Consider the following 19113-nt stretch of genomic DNA (forward strand, 5'->3'; position numbering starts at 1 on the left):
ATCAGCCAAGGCATAGAGTTCTCTCATCCGTTCTGGATCAACAATCCCTGGGAAAATTAGATTTTCAGGAGGATTATCCATAATTTTTTTATAGCGCTCATAACCATCGGTTATTCCCCCAAAAGAGAATCCACCAGCCCAAATAAAAGTGATATTAGGTAATTCCTCAGCTAGAGTGATAAAGTCATCTATTCCTTTACGCTTCTGAACCTGACCTGCACCAACGACTACAAACTGATTCTCATCAATCCCCATATCTTTACGAAGTTGTTCAACTTGCTCTATAGGAAGTGGATGCCATTTTTCTTTGTTGACAAAGTTAGGAATATAGGTCACTTTTTCACGTGGAATTCCAGCAGCAACCAAATCCTCAATGAAGGTAGGATTGACCACAACCAGATGCTCCATACGGTCATAAAAAGAAAATACATAGCGTTTGACAATCCCCTTTAAGAAGAATGGAATCTTCAAACTACCTTCCAAGGTATCCGGTAAGAAGTGAACATAGCCAATCTTACGTCCAGAACGTTTTTTCTGAAAGGTCGAGAGGTAATAAGGAAAATCAATCGTATGAAAATGAGTAACATCCGCTTCGATTGGAAGATTTTCTGTTACGATCAGTTGGTCTTTCGCATCTCGTTTTAAAAGCTGCACCAGTTCACGATAAGCGCCAGACACACCTTGGCCTGCCACTTTTTCACTTGAACTTAGCATGTTGATGCGTAATTTCTCTTTTTCCATAGTAACCATTATACCATTTTCTTCAAATAAAATCAGCAAATAAAAAGAGAGATAGCATAAAAGCTGGGAATTCCTGGCGTCTACACTATTTCTCTTTTCATAATATACTTACTTGATACCTAAAGCGATACGAGCGTAACGGCTCATTTTCTCAACTGTCCAAGCTGGATACCATACTAATTTGACTTCAACGTTAGTAACTTCTGGAACATCTGTCATAGCATCATAGATTTGGTCAGTTAAAAGATCTGCCAAGGGACAACCCATGGTTGTCAAGGTCATATCAATTTCAGTCTCACCTGTATCGCCATCAAAACGAATCTCGTAGATCAAGCCTAGATTGACAATATCAATCCCCAATTCAGGGTCAATCACTTCTTCTAAGGCTGTCAAAATACGTGTTTTGATATTTTCAATTTGCTCTTCTGTATAAGCCATCTTCACTCTCCCTCAACTTAATCTTCAATGAAATCACGAAGTGGTTTGCTTCGACTTGGCTGGCGAAGTTTTCTCAAAGCTTTGGCCTCAATCTGACGGATACGTTCACGAGTCACGTTAAAGACTTTACCAACATCCTCCAAGGTACGCATTTTCCCATCATCAAGACCAAAACGAAGTCGAAGAACATTTTCTTCACGATCTGTAAGAGTATCCAAGACCTCATCCAACTGCTCACGCAAGACGATGCGAGTTGTGTAGTCCACTGGATTCTCAATCACTTCGTCCTCGATAAAGTCACCAAGATGGCTATCGTCCTCTTCCCCGATAGGTGTTTCTAGAGAAACAGGTTCTTGGGCAATCTTGAGGATTTCACGAACTTTGTCAGGTGTCATATCCATGCGTTCAGCGATTTGTTCAGGAGTTGGATCTTGTCCCAACTCTTGAAGAAGATTACGTTGTTCACGAACAAGCTTGTTAATGGTTTCCACCATGTGTACAGGGATACGGATGGTACGAGCTTGGTCAGCAATGGCACGAGTAATAGCTTGACGAATCCACCAAGTCGCATAAGTTGAGAATTTGAACCCTTTAGAGTAGTCAAATTTATCAACAGCCTTCATCAAGCCCATGTTTCCTTCTTGGATCAAGTCAAGGAACTGCATTCCACGTCCAACATAACGTTTAGCAATAGATACTACCAAACGAAGGTTCGCTTCTGCAAGGCGTTGTTTAGCTTCGATATCACCCGCTTCAACAGCAAGAGCTAATTCTTTTTCCTCTTCATTTGTAAGCAGAGGAACAACCCCGATTTCTTTCAAATACATACGGACAGGGTCATTGACCTTAGCAGAGGTTGAACCAATCAAATCTTCATCAGTCAACTCTGGTTCTTCCTCAGTGCTCAAAACACGCGCACTTGGATTTCCTTCGTTGTCCGTAATTGAGATACCAGCATCTTGAATACGTTGCAAAAGATTCTCAATACCTTCCACATCTAAAGTGAAGGGGATTACGAGGGCGTTATTGATTTCGTCATCTGTAGCCGTACCAGTCTTTTTATGATTGCGAATAAATTCCGCTACTTGGACGTCAAAGGTTGTTACTTCTTTTTGTTTTGTTGCCATTCTTACTCCATTCTTCTTTTTTGGGCAATTAAGCGTTCTAGCTCTTCTAATGCGGTTTCTGTATCACCGACATGGCTAGCTTCCTGAACTTTCTTTTTAATTTGCAGATTTTCCTGATTCAAAAGAGCTCTTTTTCGAGACTCTTCCACTTCAGCTAACTCGTGAGGGGACATCTCAGGTGGCAAATCTAAGGCTAGGACTTGATACCAAGCACTCTCCACTTCTCTAGTCTGATGAGCCAAATCCTCAGATGAGATACTTCCATTATCAATCAAGAGTCCATACAAGGTCTGAAACTCTGGAGTTTCAAAAATAAAGTCATCTCTTAAGCGGTAGTCATTGAGCACCAAAGGATGTTCCATCATTCGGTAGAGGATATGAGCCTCCGCTCTCATCACTGCTGTCAGCTGCTTGGAGACAGACATAGTGATAGGACTAGGACTATAGGTCTCCTTGACCTTCTCCTTTCTCTGTCTAACACGACTTTCATTGACAATATGTTCGACTTGCTGATAGTCAAAAGATGGCAAGTGATCCGTCAAAATGTGAATGTAGGAATTCTGAGCTGTGATAGAGGGTTCCTTGGCGATTAAGGGAGCAATTTTCTCTATAAATTCAATCTGAGCTTGTAGATTTTCACTGTTTTCCGGTCTGAAATGATGGATGTAAAACTCAACAGGACTAATGCGTGTATTGGTTAAGAGATAAGCCAAGTCTTGAGGAGAGTTTTTCTGCAAATATTCATCCGGATCCATCGCGTCAGGAATCTGGACTACTTGGACAGGTATATCTTTAAGCTCGTCCAAGGCTTTAGCCGTCGCAGCTTGCCCAGCCTTATCTCCGTCATAGGTGACGATCACTTTTTTGGTAAAGCGTTTCAGATGCTCCACATGTTCACTCGTCAGTGCGGTACCCATAGAAGCAACTGCATTTTCAATACCAGCACGATAAGCCGCAATGACATCCATAAACCCTTCCATCAGGTAGATTTCAGGTGCCTTGCCCGAGCCTTTTTTTACCCTCTCCAAATGATATAATTCGTAACTTTTGTTAAAAATTGCCGTCGCTCGACTATTTTTATACTTTCCAGTTTGAGAATCAGTCTCTTGCCATACACGACCAGAAAAGGCAATCACCTTTCCTTGATCATTTGAAAGAGGAAACATAATACGATTATGAAAGGTATCAAAGAATTGGTTACTCTCAGATAGATAAAACAAACCTGAATCCAGCAAGTCCTTCTCACTATAATCATCTGCTAAACGCTGATAAAGATAAGAGCGTTCTGCTGGAGCTAAACCAATCATAAAATGCTTGAGAACATCATCTGTTAAGCCACGTTTATAGAGATAGTTTCTCGCCTCTTCACCCATCTTAGTCGTCATGAGGATGGCGTGATAAAAACGAGCAGCTTTCTCATGCATATCGTAGAGATTTTGATGGGGTGACTTAGGCTGTACAGAACTATGAACAGGCGCCGCCATCTGAATCCCAAGTTTCTCAGCTAAAATCCTCACCGCATCCGCAAAGGTTACTTGCTGATACTCCTCGATAAACTTAAAAACATCTCCAGAACGACCACATCCAAAACAGTGGTAAAATTGCTTATCCTCGACCACGTTAAAGGAAGGGGTCTTTTCACCATGAAAAGGACAGAGCCCTAAAAAGTTCCGTCCAGATTTTTGTAAAGAAATCACTTCTCCTATGATTTCGACAATATTGGTATTGTTTTTGATCTCTTCGATGAGTCTCTTGTCAACCATAGACAATACCTCCATTTTATCACAGTTTACTCTAACTAGTATAGCTTATTTCTGAAAAAAAGTAAACCATTTCATACACTTTACATGAGACTATTTCATAAGTTTCCAGCTATCATGAAAAACTGAATCTTCTGAGGAAATCATTCTAATATTTGAAAGAAAAACAAAAGAAATAAAATCCTATTTCACTTGATCTTCGAGATTATTTTTCAATATTCTGCTAATATACTGACCATCTTTTCTACTAATACAAGCCGTTGCAAAAGTCATAGGTGCTATATAAACTTCTCCTCTATATGATGGGTCGGTCAATACAGGCATAGAATAATAGGCATTCTTTTTATTTTTAAGGTCAATAAACCATTTACCTCCTAGATGCTTACGGAAGGTTTCACCGATATAAACGGTCAAATAATCCAACATCTGGCGGTCTGCTATCAAAACATGGTGGTCTTCGTAGTGAGCCAAGATCCAGGCCTCCAAATCATCCAAAGACTTCATGCTATAGTCTAAATGAAGGCCTTGTTCCTCAGCAAACTCCCTAGTAAAATAGTCCATCTTAAATCCAATTTGAAAAATCCATTCTTGAAAATCTTCTTGTGTGTAAGTCATCTTTTTATCTCCTACTCCTATCCAAGTTTAAGATTCTTATACTGATTATACTCCAAAGTAAAACTGATGAATAGGAAAAAACAGTAATATTTAAAATTCAACAAAAAACTTAGAAGCAAAAGCCTACTTCTAAGTTTTTAAGGATACTTGATTTAAAAAATATCTACTCAAATAGTTGATAGTAATCGGAAATTTTCATCTTGGCTTTTTCATCCTTATTCAAATCTTGGATGATTTGTCCATCTTTCATAACAATCAAGCGATTTCCATACTTGAGAGCATCTTCCATATGGTGAGTAATCATCAAAGCTGTTAGATGGTCCTTGTTGATAAAGTCATTTGTCAATTCCATCAAGGCAACACTTGTTTTAGGGTCAAGAGCAGCTGTGTGTTCATCCAGTAAAAGGAGCTCTGGACGTTTCAAGGTTGCCATCAAGAGACTCAAGGCCTGTCTTTGTCCACCTGACAAGAATTCAATCGGTGTATCCAAGTGTTTTTCTAGACCATTGCCAACCTTCTCAATGGTTGCTTGAAATTCTTCTTTATAGGCTGAGAGTTTTCTTGGAAATAAACCACGTTTTTCCCCACGGAACTTAGCAATCAAGAGATTTTCTGCAACTGTCATACGAGGTGCAGTTCCCATCTTAGGATCTTGGAAGACACGAGAAAGGTACTTGGCACGTTTTTCAGGGCTGAAATGAGTCACATCCTCGCCCATGATACGAATGCTACCACTAGTCAAGGGTAGCGTTCCTGCAATGCTATTAAAGAGGGTTGATTTCCCTGCACCATTTCCACCCAAGATTGTGATGAAGTCATGTTCATAAATTTCAAGTGAAACATCGTTTAGAATAATTTTTTCCTCGTCGAAACCATTTTTCACAATTTTTGTGGCATTTTTTAATTCTACAATTGCTGTCATTTGCTTAACTTGACTCCTTTCAAGTATTTATCCTTAAGGGTTGGAATTACCAAGCAAGTTGCTAGGATAAGGGCACTATATAGACGGAGGTAGCTAGTATTAAAGCCGAGAGCAATGACTCCCCATACCAAGAATTGATAGCTGATGGAACCAACTACAATAGTAACCAAGCGTTCTGCTATGGTAAGACTCTTAAAGAGAACCTCACCGATAATCAAGCTAGCAAGACCAACTACGATAACTCCGATACCACGAGAGACATCCGCATAACCTTCTTGTTGAGCGATAAGTGCGCCAGCAAGTGCGATTACACCATTTGACAAGACCAAGCCCATAAGCTCCATACGTCCTGTATTGATACCAAAACTACGAGCCATGTCTGGATTATCCCCTGTAGCGATATAGGCCTGTCCAAGTTTGGTATCTAGGAAGAAAAGCATGAGAAGGATAACCAAAGTCACAAAGATTAAACCTGTCAGTAATTGATTAACCTCTGATGAAAATGGAAGAACATCTTGGATTTGCTTGGTATTTAAGAGTCCAAGGTTAGCTCGTCCCATAATCATGAGCATGATAGAATGACAAGAAGTCATCACCAGAATTCCAGACAAGAGTGTTGGAATCTTTCCTTTGGTATACAATAGTCCAGCTGCTAAACCAGCAAGACAACCTGCTCCTACAGCCGCTAAAGTCGCAAGAAAAGGATTGACTCCCTGGGTAATTAAAGTCACTGCTACTGCTCCTCCAAGTGGGAAGGAACCCTCAGTTGTCATATCTGGGAAGTTCAAGATTCGAAAGGTCATAAAGATTCCCAAACCTAGGATAGCCCAGACCAATCCCTGTGAAATAATTGATATTAGCATGTTTGATTCATTTCCTTTATTTTAAAAATTGGAGGAGATGTCTCCAACTCCTCCTACATTCTTATTCGATTACTTGACCAGCTTCTTTGAGAACTGATTCAGGAATAGTGATTCCAAGTTCTTGAGCAACTTTTTTGTTGATCACTGATTTACCAGTTGAGAAGACATTGACTGGTGTATCTGCAGGTTTTTCACCCTTCAAAACTTTGGCAATCATTTTACCAGTAGCAACACCAAGATCGTGTTGGTCAACAACAACTGATGCCAAACCTCCAGCTTCTACCATGGCAGTCGCACTTGGGTAGATTGGTTTTTTAGCTGTTTGATTGCTTGAAACGACAGTTGAGAATGCAGATGCGATTGTGTTATCGATTGGAACCCAGATTGCATCTACTTTACCAGTCATAACGTTCACTGTTGAAGCAATTTCGTTCGTTGAAGGAACTGCGAATGTTTCGACTTTCAAACCAGCTTTTTCAGCGTATGCTTTGAATTCTTCAACTTGTGATTTTGAGTTATCTTCACTACTTGAGTAAAGAGCTCCAACTGTTTTCACATCAGGAGTCAATGTTTTGATCAATTCAACCTGTTGTTCAGCAGGGTTGTGGTCAGATACCCCTGTGATGTTCCCACCTGGTTTTTCCAAGTTTTGTACAAGGTTAGCACCAATTGGGTCTGTGATAGCTGCCATGATAACAGGAAGGTCTTTTGTTGCACTTGCAAGACCTTGAGCTGCTGGTGTTGCAATACCGACAACGACATCATTTCCATTTGCCACCAATTGTTTACTCATTGTCGCAACCTTACTTTGGTCACCTTCTGAGTTCATAAAGTCGATTTTGACTTGGTCACCTTTATAGCCTTCTTCAGCAAGTCCATCTTGGATACCTTGGTAGATCAAGTCAAGCGATGGGTGGCTTACAAACTGAAGAACACCAACCTTAGCTGTTTTATTAGCTGTCTCAGTTTTAGTTTCTTGTTTCGTTAAGCTAGAATATACCAAGCTTCCTCCAACTACAAGTGCTAATGCTACGATAATACCGAGTAGACGTTTGTTTTTCATAATTTTCTCCTTATTTCTTCTTATCTTATTATTTTTTTATTCAATCACTTATTCAAGCGACGCCATCGTTTGATTTCCATAATTTTTTCCTCCCCATAGAAAAAGTCCTCACACAAAAAACTTGTGTGAGGACGTCGATGCGCGGTGCCACCTCAATTATAGGAACTAGTCCTATCGCTCTTACTCGCTAAAACGAGTTGCACTGTAAGGTGTGCTCACCGAATTCTTATGATTTCAAATTCTTAATAACATTCAGCCCAATTTTCATCACTTCCACCTATCTGTTTCCACCAACCACAGACTCTCTAAAAAATTTCAATGATTACTTTCTGAATGCTTAAATTATATCATTTTACTAAAACTTGTCAAGGGTTTTCATAAAATATTTTAAATATTAACAAAAATTCCTACGTTTTTTATAAAATCTAACTTGTATCAGCCTGAATTACGTAATCCTGTAGCAATTCCGTTAATGGTCGTATGGATCAATCTTTCTTCATCTGAAGATAGCTCACCTCGACGTTGACGCTTAATCAATTCCAACTGAATATAGTTAAGGATATTAAAATAAGGCATGCGGTAGTTGAGACTGTCTTTCAAATAAGTATTTTCTGCCAAGAGTTCCTCATGGCCTTCAATAGCCAAGATAACGTCCTTAGTCAACTGCCATTCATCTAAAATGGTATAGTAAATTGCTTGAACTTCTTCACTTTCACACAGTTTAGCGTACTCAAAGGCAATGTTCATATTTGATTTTGACAAGACCATATCGACGTTGGATAGGAGTGACTGGAAGAATGGCCAATTTTGATACATATCACGAAGATATTCAATATTTTTTGGATTTTGGTCGATAAATTCCTTAAAGCTTGAACCAACACCATACCAACCTGGGAACATAACACGACTTTGTGACCATGAGAATACCCAAGGAATAGCACGTAGACCACCGATTTCAGTGATCGTTTTACGAGCTGCTGGACGAGAACCAATATTGAAACTTGAAATAGCCTTGATTGGACTAGATTCAAAGAAATAATCATAGAAATGGTCATTTCCAAATACTAGCTCACGGTAGATATCGTAACTGCGTTCCACCACTTGATCCATGATGGCTTCATAGCGATTTGACGTATTGGTATCACTCTTCTTCTTGGTAATCATACGGTTGATAGCTGCTGAAACCAACATTTCGAGGTTATAGTAGGCTGCATCCTTGTTTCCGTATTTGTTTCCGATAACTTCCCCTTGCTCTGTCAAACGGATACGATCCTTGATAGACTTGAGTGGTTGAGAAGCAATGGCATCATAAGTAGGGCCACCACCACGGCCAACGGTACCACCACGACCATGGAAGAAGGTTACTTTGACTCCAAATTCATCACCAATAGCAGTCAATTGTTGTTGGGCCTTATAGAGTGTCCAACAAGATGATAGATAACCGCCATCCTTATTACTATCAGAGTAGCCAAGCATGATTTCTTGGTAATTGTTTTTAGAAGCAATCCATTTCTTAGCAAGTGGTAGAGAGAAATACTTTCTCATTGTTTCTTCAGAATGGTCCAAGTCCTCAATTGTTTCAAAGAGTGGAACAATCTGAACACGCGCTTTTTCAGCATCTACCAGGCCAACTTCTTTTAGCATAATAGCCAACTCAAGCATATCTGACACGCTGGTTGCATGAGAGATAATCGTTTGACGAATGACATCTTCTCCTAAACGGTCTTTTAATTCACGTGCAGTTCGGAAAATGGCTAATTCCTTTTCGAGAAGTTCAGACTTCTCAGCATGAGTCGCTGACAAGATTCGAGGATCTTCTAACAATTCATGCAAAAGCAAGTCGCACTTTTCATCTTCTGACAAATCGCTATAGTGGTCATTGATTCCAGCAGATGCTAACAATTCAGCTACACAGGCTTCGTGGACGCTTGAATCTTGACGCATGTCGATGGAAGCCAAGAAGAAACCAAATACTTCTACAGCTTCTAAAAGTTCTGCAAATTCACCTGTGAGTAAGGACTCTGCCTTGTTTTCAAGTAATGAATCCTTAATGGTATATAGATCTTTTTTGAACTCTTCAACTGTTTCGTAAAATGGTGGACGATCTTCAGCCAGTTCTTGAATAGCTCCTGAAAGTCGATTACTAATATAGTCTGTAATCACTCCTTGTTGATGCCCTTGAGTACCAAGAAGACGTTCAACAGGATGACGTTCATCAGCTGACGAGCCAACAACAGACCATTCTTTTAAATTCAAGAGAGTTTGAATCAATTTGGACTGAATCAAATGAAAGGCACGACGATAGGGTTCTTTCTCACGAAAGACTGATGTATCTCCAGACTGAGCAGCCATTTCTTCAACAGCTTTACTAGTTTTTGATAAATTAGTCGAGAGAGAGAAGGTACGATAGAGACTAGAAATCTTGCTAATATAGTAGTTCAAGATCACTTCACTTTGGATAGTAGCAGAACGCATAAGTGTTTCAGCTGTTACAAATGGATTTCCATCACGGTCTCCGCCGATCCACATTCCCATAGTAATTGGTTTGGCTTGTTTAAGATCAATTCCTTGCTCTTTTGCTAGACGTTTGTACTCTAACATCAAGTTAGGAACAGCCTGTAGGAAGGAACTATTATAGTATTCCATCACATTGGTGATTTCGTTGGTTACTTTTAGTTTCTTCTCACGAATCATATCTGTCTGCATGATGATTTCAATATAGCGACGAAGATCATTATGCCATTTTTCCTTGTTAATGAGCCCCATTCTCACGTCACGGTATTTACGTAAAAGGGTATGGATATGAGTGGTCAAATCTAACATACTCTTACGTTGAACCTGAGTTGGGTGGGCCGTCAAAACTGGTACCACGTTCAAGTGCTCAAGAATCTCAGCAGCGTTTTCTTTTTCAGCCACCATTTTGATCGTTGTTGACAATTTACCCAGATAGTCTTGATCGACATTATTTAGATGGTTAATCTCATAAGCCAAGTCAACATCTTCTGAGATGTTAATTAAAAGAGGCAAAATAGAGAAGTATCTAGAAATGTAGACCATCTCATCATTTGAAAGACTTGTTACTACTTTATCTAGCCCTTGATAGTCAAGTTTTGACGAAAGTTCCTTCAAGTGCATAATCTTATCAAAGGTTTCAGCAGGAAGCATATTTTTTGTGATATCTTCCAGCATATCTGTCAAGATTTGAACTTCTTCTTGTACGACCGTTTTGTTACTATAATTTTCTAACTTTTGAAGAGACATTTTTTTCTCCTTGTTATCTATGTCTTAAAGCTGTGCTTCGTATTCACTAAAAAGTCGCGCACGCTTCTCACTGGCATCAATATTTAATACAAATGCTATGGCTACTGATAGGACCAAGAGACTGTTTCCCCCTTGCGATAGGAAGGGGAAGGTTACCCCTGTTGAAGGGATCAAGCCTGATATACCGCCAATGTTAACGAATACCTGTATCAGAATCATACCACCAATACCGATTGCTACCATTGAGTTGAAAGGATCCCTTGCTCGAATACCTACCAAAATGATTCGTAGAATTAAGAAGAATAGGAGAGCGAGAATAAGACTTGCTCCTACAAATCCAAACTCTTCGATGACAATCGAAAAGACAAAGTCTGTATGGGCTTCTGGCAGATACCCTCGTTTTTCAATAGAATTTCCTAATCCCAGACCGAACCATCCTCCATTAACCATGGCATAGTAGGAATTGGCCAACTGGTGTCCAGCTCCAGCCAAGTCATTAAATGGGTTGAAAAAAGCACTGAACCGCTTGGCAACATAACCAAATACGGGAATTTTAGAGAATTTCTCAACACCGATTATCCGAATGGCTGTTAAGGAAATCATAGAGACACCAGCTAGTAAGCCCAGAATAGTTGTGAACCACCGATAAGCTATTCCACTGATGGTATACATGAGCAAGGATACCAAAATCAAGATGGTAGCATTCCCAAGGTCTGGGAAAATCGCCAAACTACCAATCATAACCAGTAGAACAAAACGCCAATCATTGAATGCTCGAGGAAGCCACTGATTAAGGGTTAAAACTTGGAAGTCGTAAACAGCTATCTCATCCTGTTGTTTCGAAAAACGCTGTGCTAGATACCAGACAATAATAATTTTCAAATACTCTGCTGGTTGAATCGTGATGGGACCAACCTTAATCCAGCCATAGGCACCGTTGACAGGAATCCCAATTAAACGCGCTAGTGCCAGCAGTATCAGCTCAACAAACATGACGATAAAGAGTAATCGCTCATTTCGCAGAAATCCTAATTTCAATTTATAAATCAAGGCAATTAAAAACAAACTGGCTATCCAGAAAATTCCTTGGTTTCGAACCAGTTGTAAGGTGCTTTTTCCCTCTTGGATAAGAGTTGCACTCGTTGTCGAATAAACTACTATCAATCCTAAAACGGATAACAGTAGATAAGGAATCAAAATGGAATAATTCAGCAGGTGCCTTTTACTTATTTTCATATGTCACCTATCTTTCGGAAAAATATTTTTATTTTCCCTTATTATTTCTAGTTTTACATGCTATTATACCATTTTTTAGGCTAGAAAAAAACTCTTACAGTATAAACATTCGAATTTTACTCAAAACAGACTCTGGACTAGAATGTCTTGAGTGTTCCCCTTATCCGATCTATCGAGCGTTTTAAGTTACTAGGACTTTTAAAACTATAATGTTGATATTTTATAAACTTAAAAACTACCTTCCAAACAGAGGAAGGTAGTTCATTACTATCTTAGTTTGAGGCGCTACTGCTGCTGTCAGAAGTTGTTTCGCCTTTGATGTATTGTGTAAAGATATTTTGGAAGGCCTGATCTTTAACTTTAATGTTGGCATCTTGTAATTCTTTACTAATAACACCTTGAACAAAGGTTGCATCATTTTGTTTTTGAGTCAAAATGATTGTTTTAAGTTTTTCTTTATAATCATCCAAGTTAGAAGATTTTTCTGATTTCTTCGTCAACTTAACAATGTAGAAACTACTTGTATAAGCTTGAGTTCCTGGAGCAGTGATTACATCAGAAATTCCGTTGACATCAAGCGCAAAAGCTGCTTTCTTAACTACGTCTGGTAATTCTGTTGATGCAGAGTCAAAAGTAATTTCTCCACCATTTTCTTTTGTCTTTTCGTCTGTAGAATTGTCTTTTGCAAGTTGTGCAAAGTCAGCTCCAGACTCTTTTGCTTTGGCAAGAACTTCCTTAGCCTTATCTTCACTGTCAAGTTTAATAATTTGAGCCGTTACTTCTGGAGTATACTCTTCAAATGCTTTTTTATAGTTTTCGTCTGTTAATTCAGCTTCAGCGGCTTTCTTAACAGCATACTCAACTAATTTACTTGTACGAATTTGAGCTTTACGGCTTTCTGCAGTCATACCTGAACGGGCGAGAATCGTTTGATAGCTATCACCGTATTTCTTTTGTTCTTCTGCAACTGCATCATCTACTTCTTTATCACTTACTTCTGAACCATATTGTTTTTCAAAAACTTTTTGAATGGTCATATTCAGCAAGACTTGTTGAGCAGTCGCATTATTTTTGACTTCTTCAAAGAATTGATGCTCAGTGATAACATCGCCTTTCATGCTAATCAAGTCAGTTCCTTCAGAACTGTTTGAACAAGCAGCCAAAGTAGCTACTGACAACAATGTGATGGCTCCCGCCATTAGTTTTTTCTTCATGTTTACTCCTTTTGTTCACTAAATAAAGGTTTACCTTATCTATTTTACCAAATTGTCTTAAAAATATCTGAAATCAATCAATATCAGGCAGTTCTACTTCTGATTGATTCTTTCTTAGCATGAGAATCCCATCTCCAAGTGGAATCAAGCTAGCGGTTAAACCAGGATTCTCTAAGGTTGCATCAAATAGTCTTTGCAAGCCACGATAAATCGTCCGTTGTCCACGTCGGACTTCCATGATATCCCTCGCAATATCTCCTCCTTGGAAAATATCATCCAAGACAACGACTCCACCTACTTCGAGGTGTTTGAGGATTTCTGGTAGAAAGACGATGTATTTGGACTTGGCAGAATCCATAAATACAAAATCATAAGTCTCTGTCAACGTTGACAGGACATCTACCGCATCACCTTCTAAGAGAGTGATTTGTTTGCGGCTATCAAATTTTGCAAAATTTTCTTTGGCAAAACCAATCATCTCAGGATTTCGGTCAATAGTTGTAATTTTTGACTTAGGTGAATGCTCTGCCATTAAAAGTGCTGAAAATCCAATAGCCGTCCCGATTTCCAAAATGTTTTTTGGTTGAATGGTTTCCATAAGGAAACGAAAATAAGCGACGGTTTCATGAGGAATGATAGGAATATTCTCCTTGCGAGCAAAGTTTTCTAGTTCTTTTAGGGAACCCGTCACCTGCTTTTGTCTGTGGCGCATGAACTCGACAATCTCATGCTTGACAACAGGACGTCGCATGTTATGATTGGCATTTTTACTATAAGACTTTACCATCTGCCTTATGCCAATCCTAATTTTTCAACAAGGGCTTCAAACTCATCCAAACGGCGTTCAAAGACTGCAAAGGCATCGTTGAGGTAATCTTCTTTTTCCATATCAACACCCGCTTTACGCATGATATTGAGTGGATAGTCTGACTTCCCTGCCTTGAGGTAGTCGATATAGTGGTCACGATCATCTTGGCTACCGTGAACAATCTTTTCAGCCAAGGCTGAAGCAGCTGCAAAGCCTGTTGAATACTGATATACATAATAGTTATAGTAGAAATGAGGAATTCGAGCCCACTCATACTGGATTTGAGGATTATCTTCCTTACTCAAGCCATAATATTCTTGGTTCAAGTCAGCATAGAGGTTGTTGAGGAACTCACTTGTCAAGACTTCACCATTTTGATCGGCTTGGTGGATAGCATGTTCAAATTCAGCAAATTGAGTTTGGCGGAATACTGTTCCACGGAAACCATCCAAGAAGTTGTTGAGAATGGCAAAGCGTGTTGCATCATCTTGAACTTCTTGCAATAATTTTTCTGTTAGGATGTTTTCATTAGTAGTTGAAGCAATTTCTGCCAAGAAGATTGAGTAGTCTCCGTATACATAAGGCTGGGTTTCACGTGTATAGCTAGAATGCATACTATGTCCTGTCTCATGTACAAGAGTAAAGAGATTATCTAGGTTATTCTGCCAGTTAAGAAGTATGAAGGCATTTGTATCGTATGATCCACCTGAATATGCACCTGAACGCTTGCCTTGGTTTTCATATACATCAATCCAACGTTCGCTGAAGGCACGTTTAACACGACTCAAGTAATCCTCACCAAGAACTGCCAAAGATTCTTCCGCTTTTTTTAAGGCTTCCTCATAAGTAAAGCTGTATTCCACTGAAGACAATGGAGTGTAGACATCGTACATCTTGAGGTCTGGAATACCCAAGATTTTTGAACGAAGAGCCAAATAACGATGCAAGAGTGGCAAATGCTTACGAACAGCAGATACTAGATTATCATAAACACTTTCTGGCACAAAGTTTGCCGCAAGAGCTGCTTCACGCGCACTCTTGTAGTTACGGACTTTGGCACGGTAGTTTTGCACTTTAACATTGGTCTGCAAGGTTTTAGCGTAAGTGTGCTGGTATTGCTCATAAGTAGCATAGAGGGCTTCATAAGCTCCACGACGAACCTCACGATTCTTAGATTCTACCAAGCGCATATAAACGCCGTGTGATAATTGAACTTCATTTCCATCTTCATCTTTAACAAATGGAAAGACGATATCTGCATTATCTAAAATAGCAAAGGTTTCACTAGCAGCACCGAAGATTTCCCCAGCACCTGCAAGCAACTCTTCTTCACGTTGTGAAAGGACATGGTCCTTATTTTGCAATAGTTTATCAAAGAAGTGTTTATAAGGCTGGAGTTTTGGTTCTTCTGCTAAAAAGTTTTGATACTGGTCTTCTGTAATAGCCATAAATTCTGGTTCATAGAAAGAGAAGACTTGATCAAGTTGACTATAAAGAGTCATTGCTTTTGCATAGTATTCTTGATATTTAGCTACTCGTGTATCTTGGTCGTTTTTCATATGTGCATAGACATAAAGTTTTTCAAGACGACGACTCAAGTCCAGATAACGCTCTGTAATGTCAAGAAGGCTTTCTGCACTATCCAAGAGATGTCCTTCAAGACTAGCTGCTTGTTTTGTATCTTCCGTTAAAAGGGCGAGTTCTTCTTCCCATTTCTGGTCAGATTCAAAGATCGTTGATAGATCCCATGTATCTTTTTCATTGATTTCATTTCGTTGTAATACCATAAGTTTCCTCCATCCTTTCTATTTTACCATATTTTTTAAGAAATATTGCTGATAAAAGGCAGGTGGATAGAGCTTTTGTAACTCAGTTTGAGGATTTTTTTGATAATAAATTCGAAAGTTGCGATAATAATCACTAATATCCTGTTTAATTTGACAAAAAGAATCATGTTCTATCGGCCTTACTTGAGGATACCAGTCTTGATTCTTCAGATTCAAAAGGTTCTCCCCTCTCAAGTAGGCCTTGGCTTGTTGCTTCATCCAATAGGGATTTTGATAGTAGAGTTGTTTTTGAATGTAATGACAAATGTTCCTGTCCTGTTTCACTGAAAAAGTGATAATATTTTGTTGCTGATAAGGAGTCCGTAATATTTCTAGAAGATTTCCTTTGCCATAAGGAAATTCCTTGACCTGATAATGGAGTTTCCCTTTCAAATCTTGGTGGAGGAGGTACTTGAGTCTCAAAACTTGTTTTTTATGGTCTAACTCCCAAATATGAAAGCCCATGTTATTACTAAAGTAAAGAAAATCTCTCTGAAGTTGAGTTAGTCGTTCTTTTAGCCAGAGCTTTTCTCCTAGTAGCCAAAGAACTTGAATTCCCAAACTTCGATAACCATTGCTTCTCTCCCGTAAAAGTTCACAAGAAATGGGACTACACTGAATTTCTAGAGCTAGTTGCTTGTTGATAAAGATATCAGCAATCTGCTTCAGTTCAGGTATGGGATATTCCATTTCAACCTCATCATTCTCCTTAGCCCAATAAAACAGTCTTTTCTTGTTTTCCAGATGCTCTGGTCCTTCATTTTCATGGAAAAAATCACATTTTTTGAGACTTTCATGCGCAAAATGCCTTCTCACATTTTTCCCTTTTCTCATGCGAACACTTGTTCCACAAGCTGGACAATAATAAGCTTGTTTGACTAGTTCATCCTCCAAGGCATTGACTAACCTCCCATTTTCATCTCTAGCTAAGAACATAAAACCTCCTCTTCTACTTTATTCGAAAAGTATAAGAAAAAGGCTGAGAAAACCAGCCTTTCCATTATATTTTGAGGATAATTCTTTAACCCAGCTCATATTTTATGCTTTTTGATCTGTTTTTGTAACATGGGAATCAAATTTGAAATTTGATCTTGTTTAATCACCAACACACCGTACTCTTGACAGCGATGGTTATATACGGGATTGATTTTGCCAGAGCAAACAATTAATTTCAAACAAGTTTCACCAGCAAAATGATTAGCATATACCTCTAGTTCATTAATAGCTTCCACAGACAAGTCTGTCATTTTACAAGATATAAAAATAATAGATTGACCTTTACGGAGGACAACATCAATTTCATTTTGTACATTATCAACTTCAGGGAAAATACCATTCCAGTCAATTTCTGCCCCTATCATACATTCATCAAAATACTCTGACTCTATCGCTAAAAGATAGAGATATAATTCTAAAATATGACCTTTAGTGCGACAGAGCAATTGTGCCTCGGGGCTAGAAAAAGTGTAACTAATATGATCGGAACTTTCCTCATCAATATGAATCAAGTTAGCTTCTGTTAGTAGAGGAATCATAGATTCTGGATAAGGGTACTTTTTACCGTTACTTTCCAAAACTCTTGCTGTTTCAGCGTGGAAATCAGTTGTTTTTGCTAATGCAAAGAATTGAGTGATCAGATACCATTCTTCTGGGTTTAAAATTGCATAGTTTGCTAGTTTTTTGATGGTAGTAATTTGTTTCGGACTGTATTTAGGTTGTTTCGCTTTGATGAGTTTACCACCCCTTAAGGCCATCAACTGTTCAATGGTTAGGTTAGGAATCACTAACTCTTCCTTCTCCACTTTACCCATTTTCCATTTAAATTGTTTTCCTTTCTCAATATCTATTGCAATAATCGGTAATTGCTTTTCCAAACCATACTGATACAGAAAAATAGCTAATATCGAATCTCCTCCAAAAACATCTAAGGTCACTGAATCATAGTTAGTCAAGAAAAGATTCAAATCATCCGTAATCTTATCTAGACTTATTTGCCGAAAATGCACTTGCTTTACATGGGAAACTTGATTCAGCAAAAAATGTTTCAAGGCCAATCTTTCATCTTCTGCAATTTTTTTCAGGGAGAGAAATAAAACCTCATCACAACCACAAATAAAAGTCTGATAAACATTTTTCTCGATAGTGTGATGATCAAAAAGTTCGACTAAAAGACTAGGCATATCGCTACCTCCCTATTAAAAATTTACTAGTTGTATGGAAAATTTAAAATTACTTAGAATAAACTTCATAGAAATATGGGTTAAGAGATTGTCTTAAGCATTTTCTACACATCTAGTATAGCATAATTCAGTTGATTGGCCCTCAAGTCTTTATATGAAAAAACGAATAGAAATGGATAGCTATTCGTTTTAAGATTTTTATTTTACTTTTTTAGCTAACATAGTTGCAAAGCGTAGTTGGATACGATTGCCATTTTCATCACGACGGTGCAAATGACCAGGATTTTCATTATACTTGATCAATTCCCAGTCCTTGTAGTAATTTGCCAACTCACCCTCTTTGAAGGTAAATGGGAAATTAACAGAACATGGATAATCCTCTGTATCCATAGCACAAACGATCAAATTATAGCCACCGATAGATGTTTGTTCTTGCATATTTTGAATTATAGCAGGAATACGATCTGCTTGTAAAAACATGAGTACAACTGTCGATACGATAAAATCGTAAGTTTGTCCTATGCTAGCTGAATTGATATCGTAGAGACCGACAGGCATCTCTAAATCTTCTTGCTCTACGATACTTTGCAAGATTTCAAGGGATAACTCATTTTGATCTACAGCTGTGACATCAAATCCATGTTGAGCGAGAAAGAGGGCGTTTCTTCCTTGACCACATCCTAGGTCTAGTGCCTTACATGGCTTGACCGTCTGCATAGCTTCTAAAACCTCCGAATGAACTGGATTGGTATTGTATTTCTTAGGGAAATAATCTTCCGGCTTACAATAAAATTCTAAATACCACTCCACATCATCTGTGGCAGCTTCTACACGGTGCCAAGCTTGAGGTTGCGCCATCGGATTATCAGCACCCGCTTCAAAGAGGTACTCAGCTATAACTTCTCCCTCCTCAGTCAATTCAATAAACTTAAGAGCCCCTTTTAATACGGTAATCTTGCCCCAGGTTCCGACCTTGGTATTGTGTTTTCTTTGAACAGCTTCAGGCATGGTGTCTTTATTCCATACTGGCATTCGTTTATAGGCAACTAGTTTTTCCAT

The 19113-nt window shown here is 38.7% G+C and carries 16 protein-coding genes and 1 other annotated feature; all 16 genes read right to left on the reverse strand.

Annotated features, from left to right (window positions below; translation table 11 throughout):
* A partial coding sequence (locus tag ADM33_RS05215) for a glycosyltransferase (protein ID WP_080982693.1) occupies positions 1-750 on the reverse strand: 750 nt, incomplete at its 3' end.
* Between the two features lie 99 nt (positions 751-849).
* Positions 850-1179 carry a metal-sulfur cluster assembly factor gene (locus ADM33_RS05220; RefSeq protein WP_000331926.1) on the reverse strand — a complete coding sequence of 110 codons (330 nt, stop codon included), beginning with the start codon at positions 1177-1179 and terminating at the stop codon, positions 850-852.
* Positions 1180-1196: 17 nt separating this feature from the next.
* Positions 1197-2306: an RNA polymerase sigma factor RpoD gene (gene rpoD / locus ADM33_RS05225; RefSeq protein ID WP_000201894.1), complete on the reverse strand. Its 1110-nt coding sequence runs from the start codon at positions 2304-2306 to the stop codon at positions 1197-1199.
* 2 nt (positions 2307-2308) lie between these two features.
* A complete protein-coding gene (gene dnaG, locus ADM33_RS05230) occupies positions 2309-4069 on the reverse strand; it encodes a DNA primase (RefSeq protein ID WP_049503528.1) in 1761 nt (586 codons plus the stop codon).
* A gap of 180 nt (positions 4070-4249) precedes the next feature.
* Positions 4250-4681 carry a hypothetical protein gene (locus tag ADM33_RS05235; protein WP_049503529.1) on the reverse strand — a complete coding sequence of 144 codons (432 nt, stop codon included), beginning with the start codon at positions 4679-4681 and terminating at the stop codon, positions 4250-4252.
* 163 nt (positions 4682-4844) lie between these two features.
* Positions 4845-5603: an ABC transporter ATP-binding protein gene (locus ADM33_RS05240; RefSeq protein ID WP_049503531.1), complete on the reverse strand. Its 759-nt coding sequence runs from the start codon at positions 5601-5603 to the stop codon at positions 4845-4847.
* Positions 5600-6466, reverse strand: coding sequence for an ABC transporter permease (locus ADM33_RS05245; protein WP_049503533.1), 867 nt, complete (start codon positions 6464-6466; stop codon positions 5600-5602). Before ADM33_RS05245 ends, ADM33_RS05240 begins: the two co-directional genes overlap by 4 nt.
* Positions 6467-6527: 61 nt before the next feature.
* Positions 6528-7529, reverse strand: a complete 1002-nt coding sequence (gene trpX, locus ADM33_RS05250; RefSeq protein ID WP_000792189.1) for a tryptophan ABC transporter substrate-binding protein — start codon at positions 7527-7529, stop codon at positions 6528-6530.
* Positions 7530-7653: 124 nt separating this feature from the next.
* Positions 7654-7870 (reverse strand) — a binding site (T-box leader).
* Positions 7871-7964: 94 nt separating this feature from the next.
* Positions 7965-10790, reverse strand: a complete 2826-nt coding sequence (gene ppc, locus ADM33_RS05255; protein WP_000058214.1) for a phosphoenolpyruvate carboxylase — start codon at positions 10788-10790, stop codon at positions 7965-7967.
* A gap of 24 nt (positions 10791-10814) precedes the next feature.
* Complete coding sequence (ftsW, locus tag ADM33_RS05260; RefSeq protein WP_000703366.1) at positions 10815-12026, reverse strand: cell division peptidoglycan polymerase FtsW; 1212 nt, start codon at positions 12024-12026, stop codon at positions 10815-10817.
* A gap of 272 nt (positions 12027-12298) precedes the next feature.
* Entirely contained in the window at positions 12299-13240 is a 942-nt protein-coding gene (prsA, locus tag ADM33_RS05265) for a peptidylprolyl isomerase PrsA (protein WP_000728085.1), read from the reverse strand.
* 73 nt (positions 13241-13313) lie between these two features.
* Complete coding sequence (locus tag ADM33_RS05270) at positions 13314-14027, reverse strand: O-methyltransferase (protein WP_000241074.1); 714 nt, start codon at positions 14025-14027, stop codon at positions 13314-13316.
* Positions 14028-14032: 5 nt separating this feature from the next.
* Positions 14033-15835, reverse strand: a complete 1803-nt coding sequence (gene pepF / locus ADM33_RS05275) for an oligoendopeptidase F (protein WP_049503536.1) — start codon at positions 15833-15835, stop codon at positions 14033-14035.
* Between the two features lie 18 nt (positions 15836-15853).
* Positions 15854-16810: a competence protein CoiA gene (locus tag ADM33_RS05280; protein WP_049503537.1), complete on the reverse strand. Its 957-nt coding sequence runs from the start codon at positions 16808-16810 to the stop codon at positions 15854-15856.
* 95 nt (positions 16811-16905) lie between these two features.
* A complete protein-coding gene (locus tag ADM33_RS05285; protein WP_001139564.1) occupies positions 16906-18054 on the reverse strand; it encodes a DUF1887 family protein in 1149 nt (382 codons plus the stop codon).
* A gap of 198 nt (positions 18055-18252) precedes the next feature.
* A complete protein-coding gene (gene tehB / locus ADM33_RS05290) occupies positions 18253-19113 on the reverse strand; it encodes an SAM-dependent methyltransferase TehB (RefSeq protein ID WP_049503539.1) in 861 nt (286 codons plus the stop codon).

It is taken from the genome of Streptococcus oralis, assembly GCF_001075875.1.
In the GTDB taxonomy this organism is placed as follows: domain Bacteria; phylum Bacillota; class Bacilli; order Lactobacillales; family Streptococcaceae; genus Streptococcus; species Streptococcus oralis_I.

Excerpts from the sequence above, each read along its gene's own strand:
- ADM33_RS05220 (WP_000331926.1), bottom strand. The coding sequence starts at position 1,179 with ATGGCTTATACAGAAGAGCAAATTGAAAATATCAAAACACGTATTTTG.
- rpoD (WP_000201894.1), bottom strand. The coding sequence starts at position 2,306 with ATGGCAACAAAACAAAAAGAAGTAACAACCTTTGACGTCCAAGTAGCG.
- dnaG (WP_049503528.1), bottom strand. The coding sequence starts at position 4,069 with ATGGTTGACAAGAGACTCATCGAAGAGATCAAAAACAATACCAATATT.
- ADM33_RS05235 (WP_049503529.1), bottom strand. The coding sequence starts at position 4,681 with ATGACTTACACACAAGAAGATTTTCAAGAATGGATTTTTCAAATTGGA.
- ADM33_RS05240 (WP_049503531.1), bottom strand. The coding sequence starts at position 5,603 with ATGACAGCAATTGTAGAATTAAAAAATGCCACAAAAATTGTGAAAAAT.
- ADM33_RS05245 (WP_049503533.1), bottom strand. The coding sequence starts at position 6,466 with ATGCTAATATCAATTATTTCACAGGGATTGGTCTGGGCTATCCTAGGT.
- trpX (WP_000792189.1), bottom strand. The coding sequence starts at position 7,529 with ATGAAAAACAAACGTCTACTCGGTATTATCGTAGCATTAGCACTTGTA.
- ppc (WP_000058214.1), bottom strand. The coding sequence starts at position 10,790 with ATGTCTCTTCAAAAGTTAGAAAATTATAGTAACAAAACGGTCGTACAA.
- ftsW (WP_000703366.1), bottom strand. The coding sequence starts at position 12,026 with ATGAAAATAAGTAAAAGGCACCTGCTGAATTATTCCATTTTGATTCCT.
- prsA (WP_000728085.1), bottom strand. The coding sequence starts at position 13,240 with ATGAAGAAAAAACTAATGGCGGGAGCCATCACATTGTTGTCAGTAGCT.
- ADM33_RS05270 (WP_000241074.1), bottom strand. The coding sequence starts at position 14,027 with ATGGTAAAGTCTTATAGTAAAAATGCCAATCATAACATGCGACGTCCT.
- pepF (WP_049503536.1), bottom strand. The coding sequence starts at position 15,835 with ATGGTATTACAACGAAATGAAATCAATGAAAAAGATACATGGGATCTA.
- ADM33_RS05280 (WP_049503537.1), bottom strand. The coding sequence starts at position 16,810 with ATGTTCTTAGCTAGAGATGAAAATGGGAGGTTAGTCAATGCCTTGGAG.
- ADM33_RS05285 (WP_001139564.1), bottom strand. The coding sequence starts at position 18,054 with ATGCCTAGTCTTTTAGTCGAACTTTTTGATCATCACACTATCGAGAAA.
- tehB (WP_049503539.1), bottom strand. The coding sequence starts at position 19,113 with ATGGAAAAACTAGTTGCCTATAAACGAATGCCAGTATGGAATAAAGAC.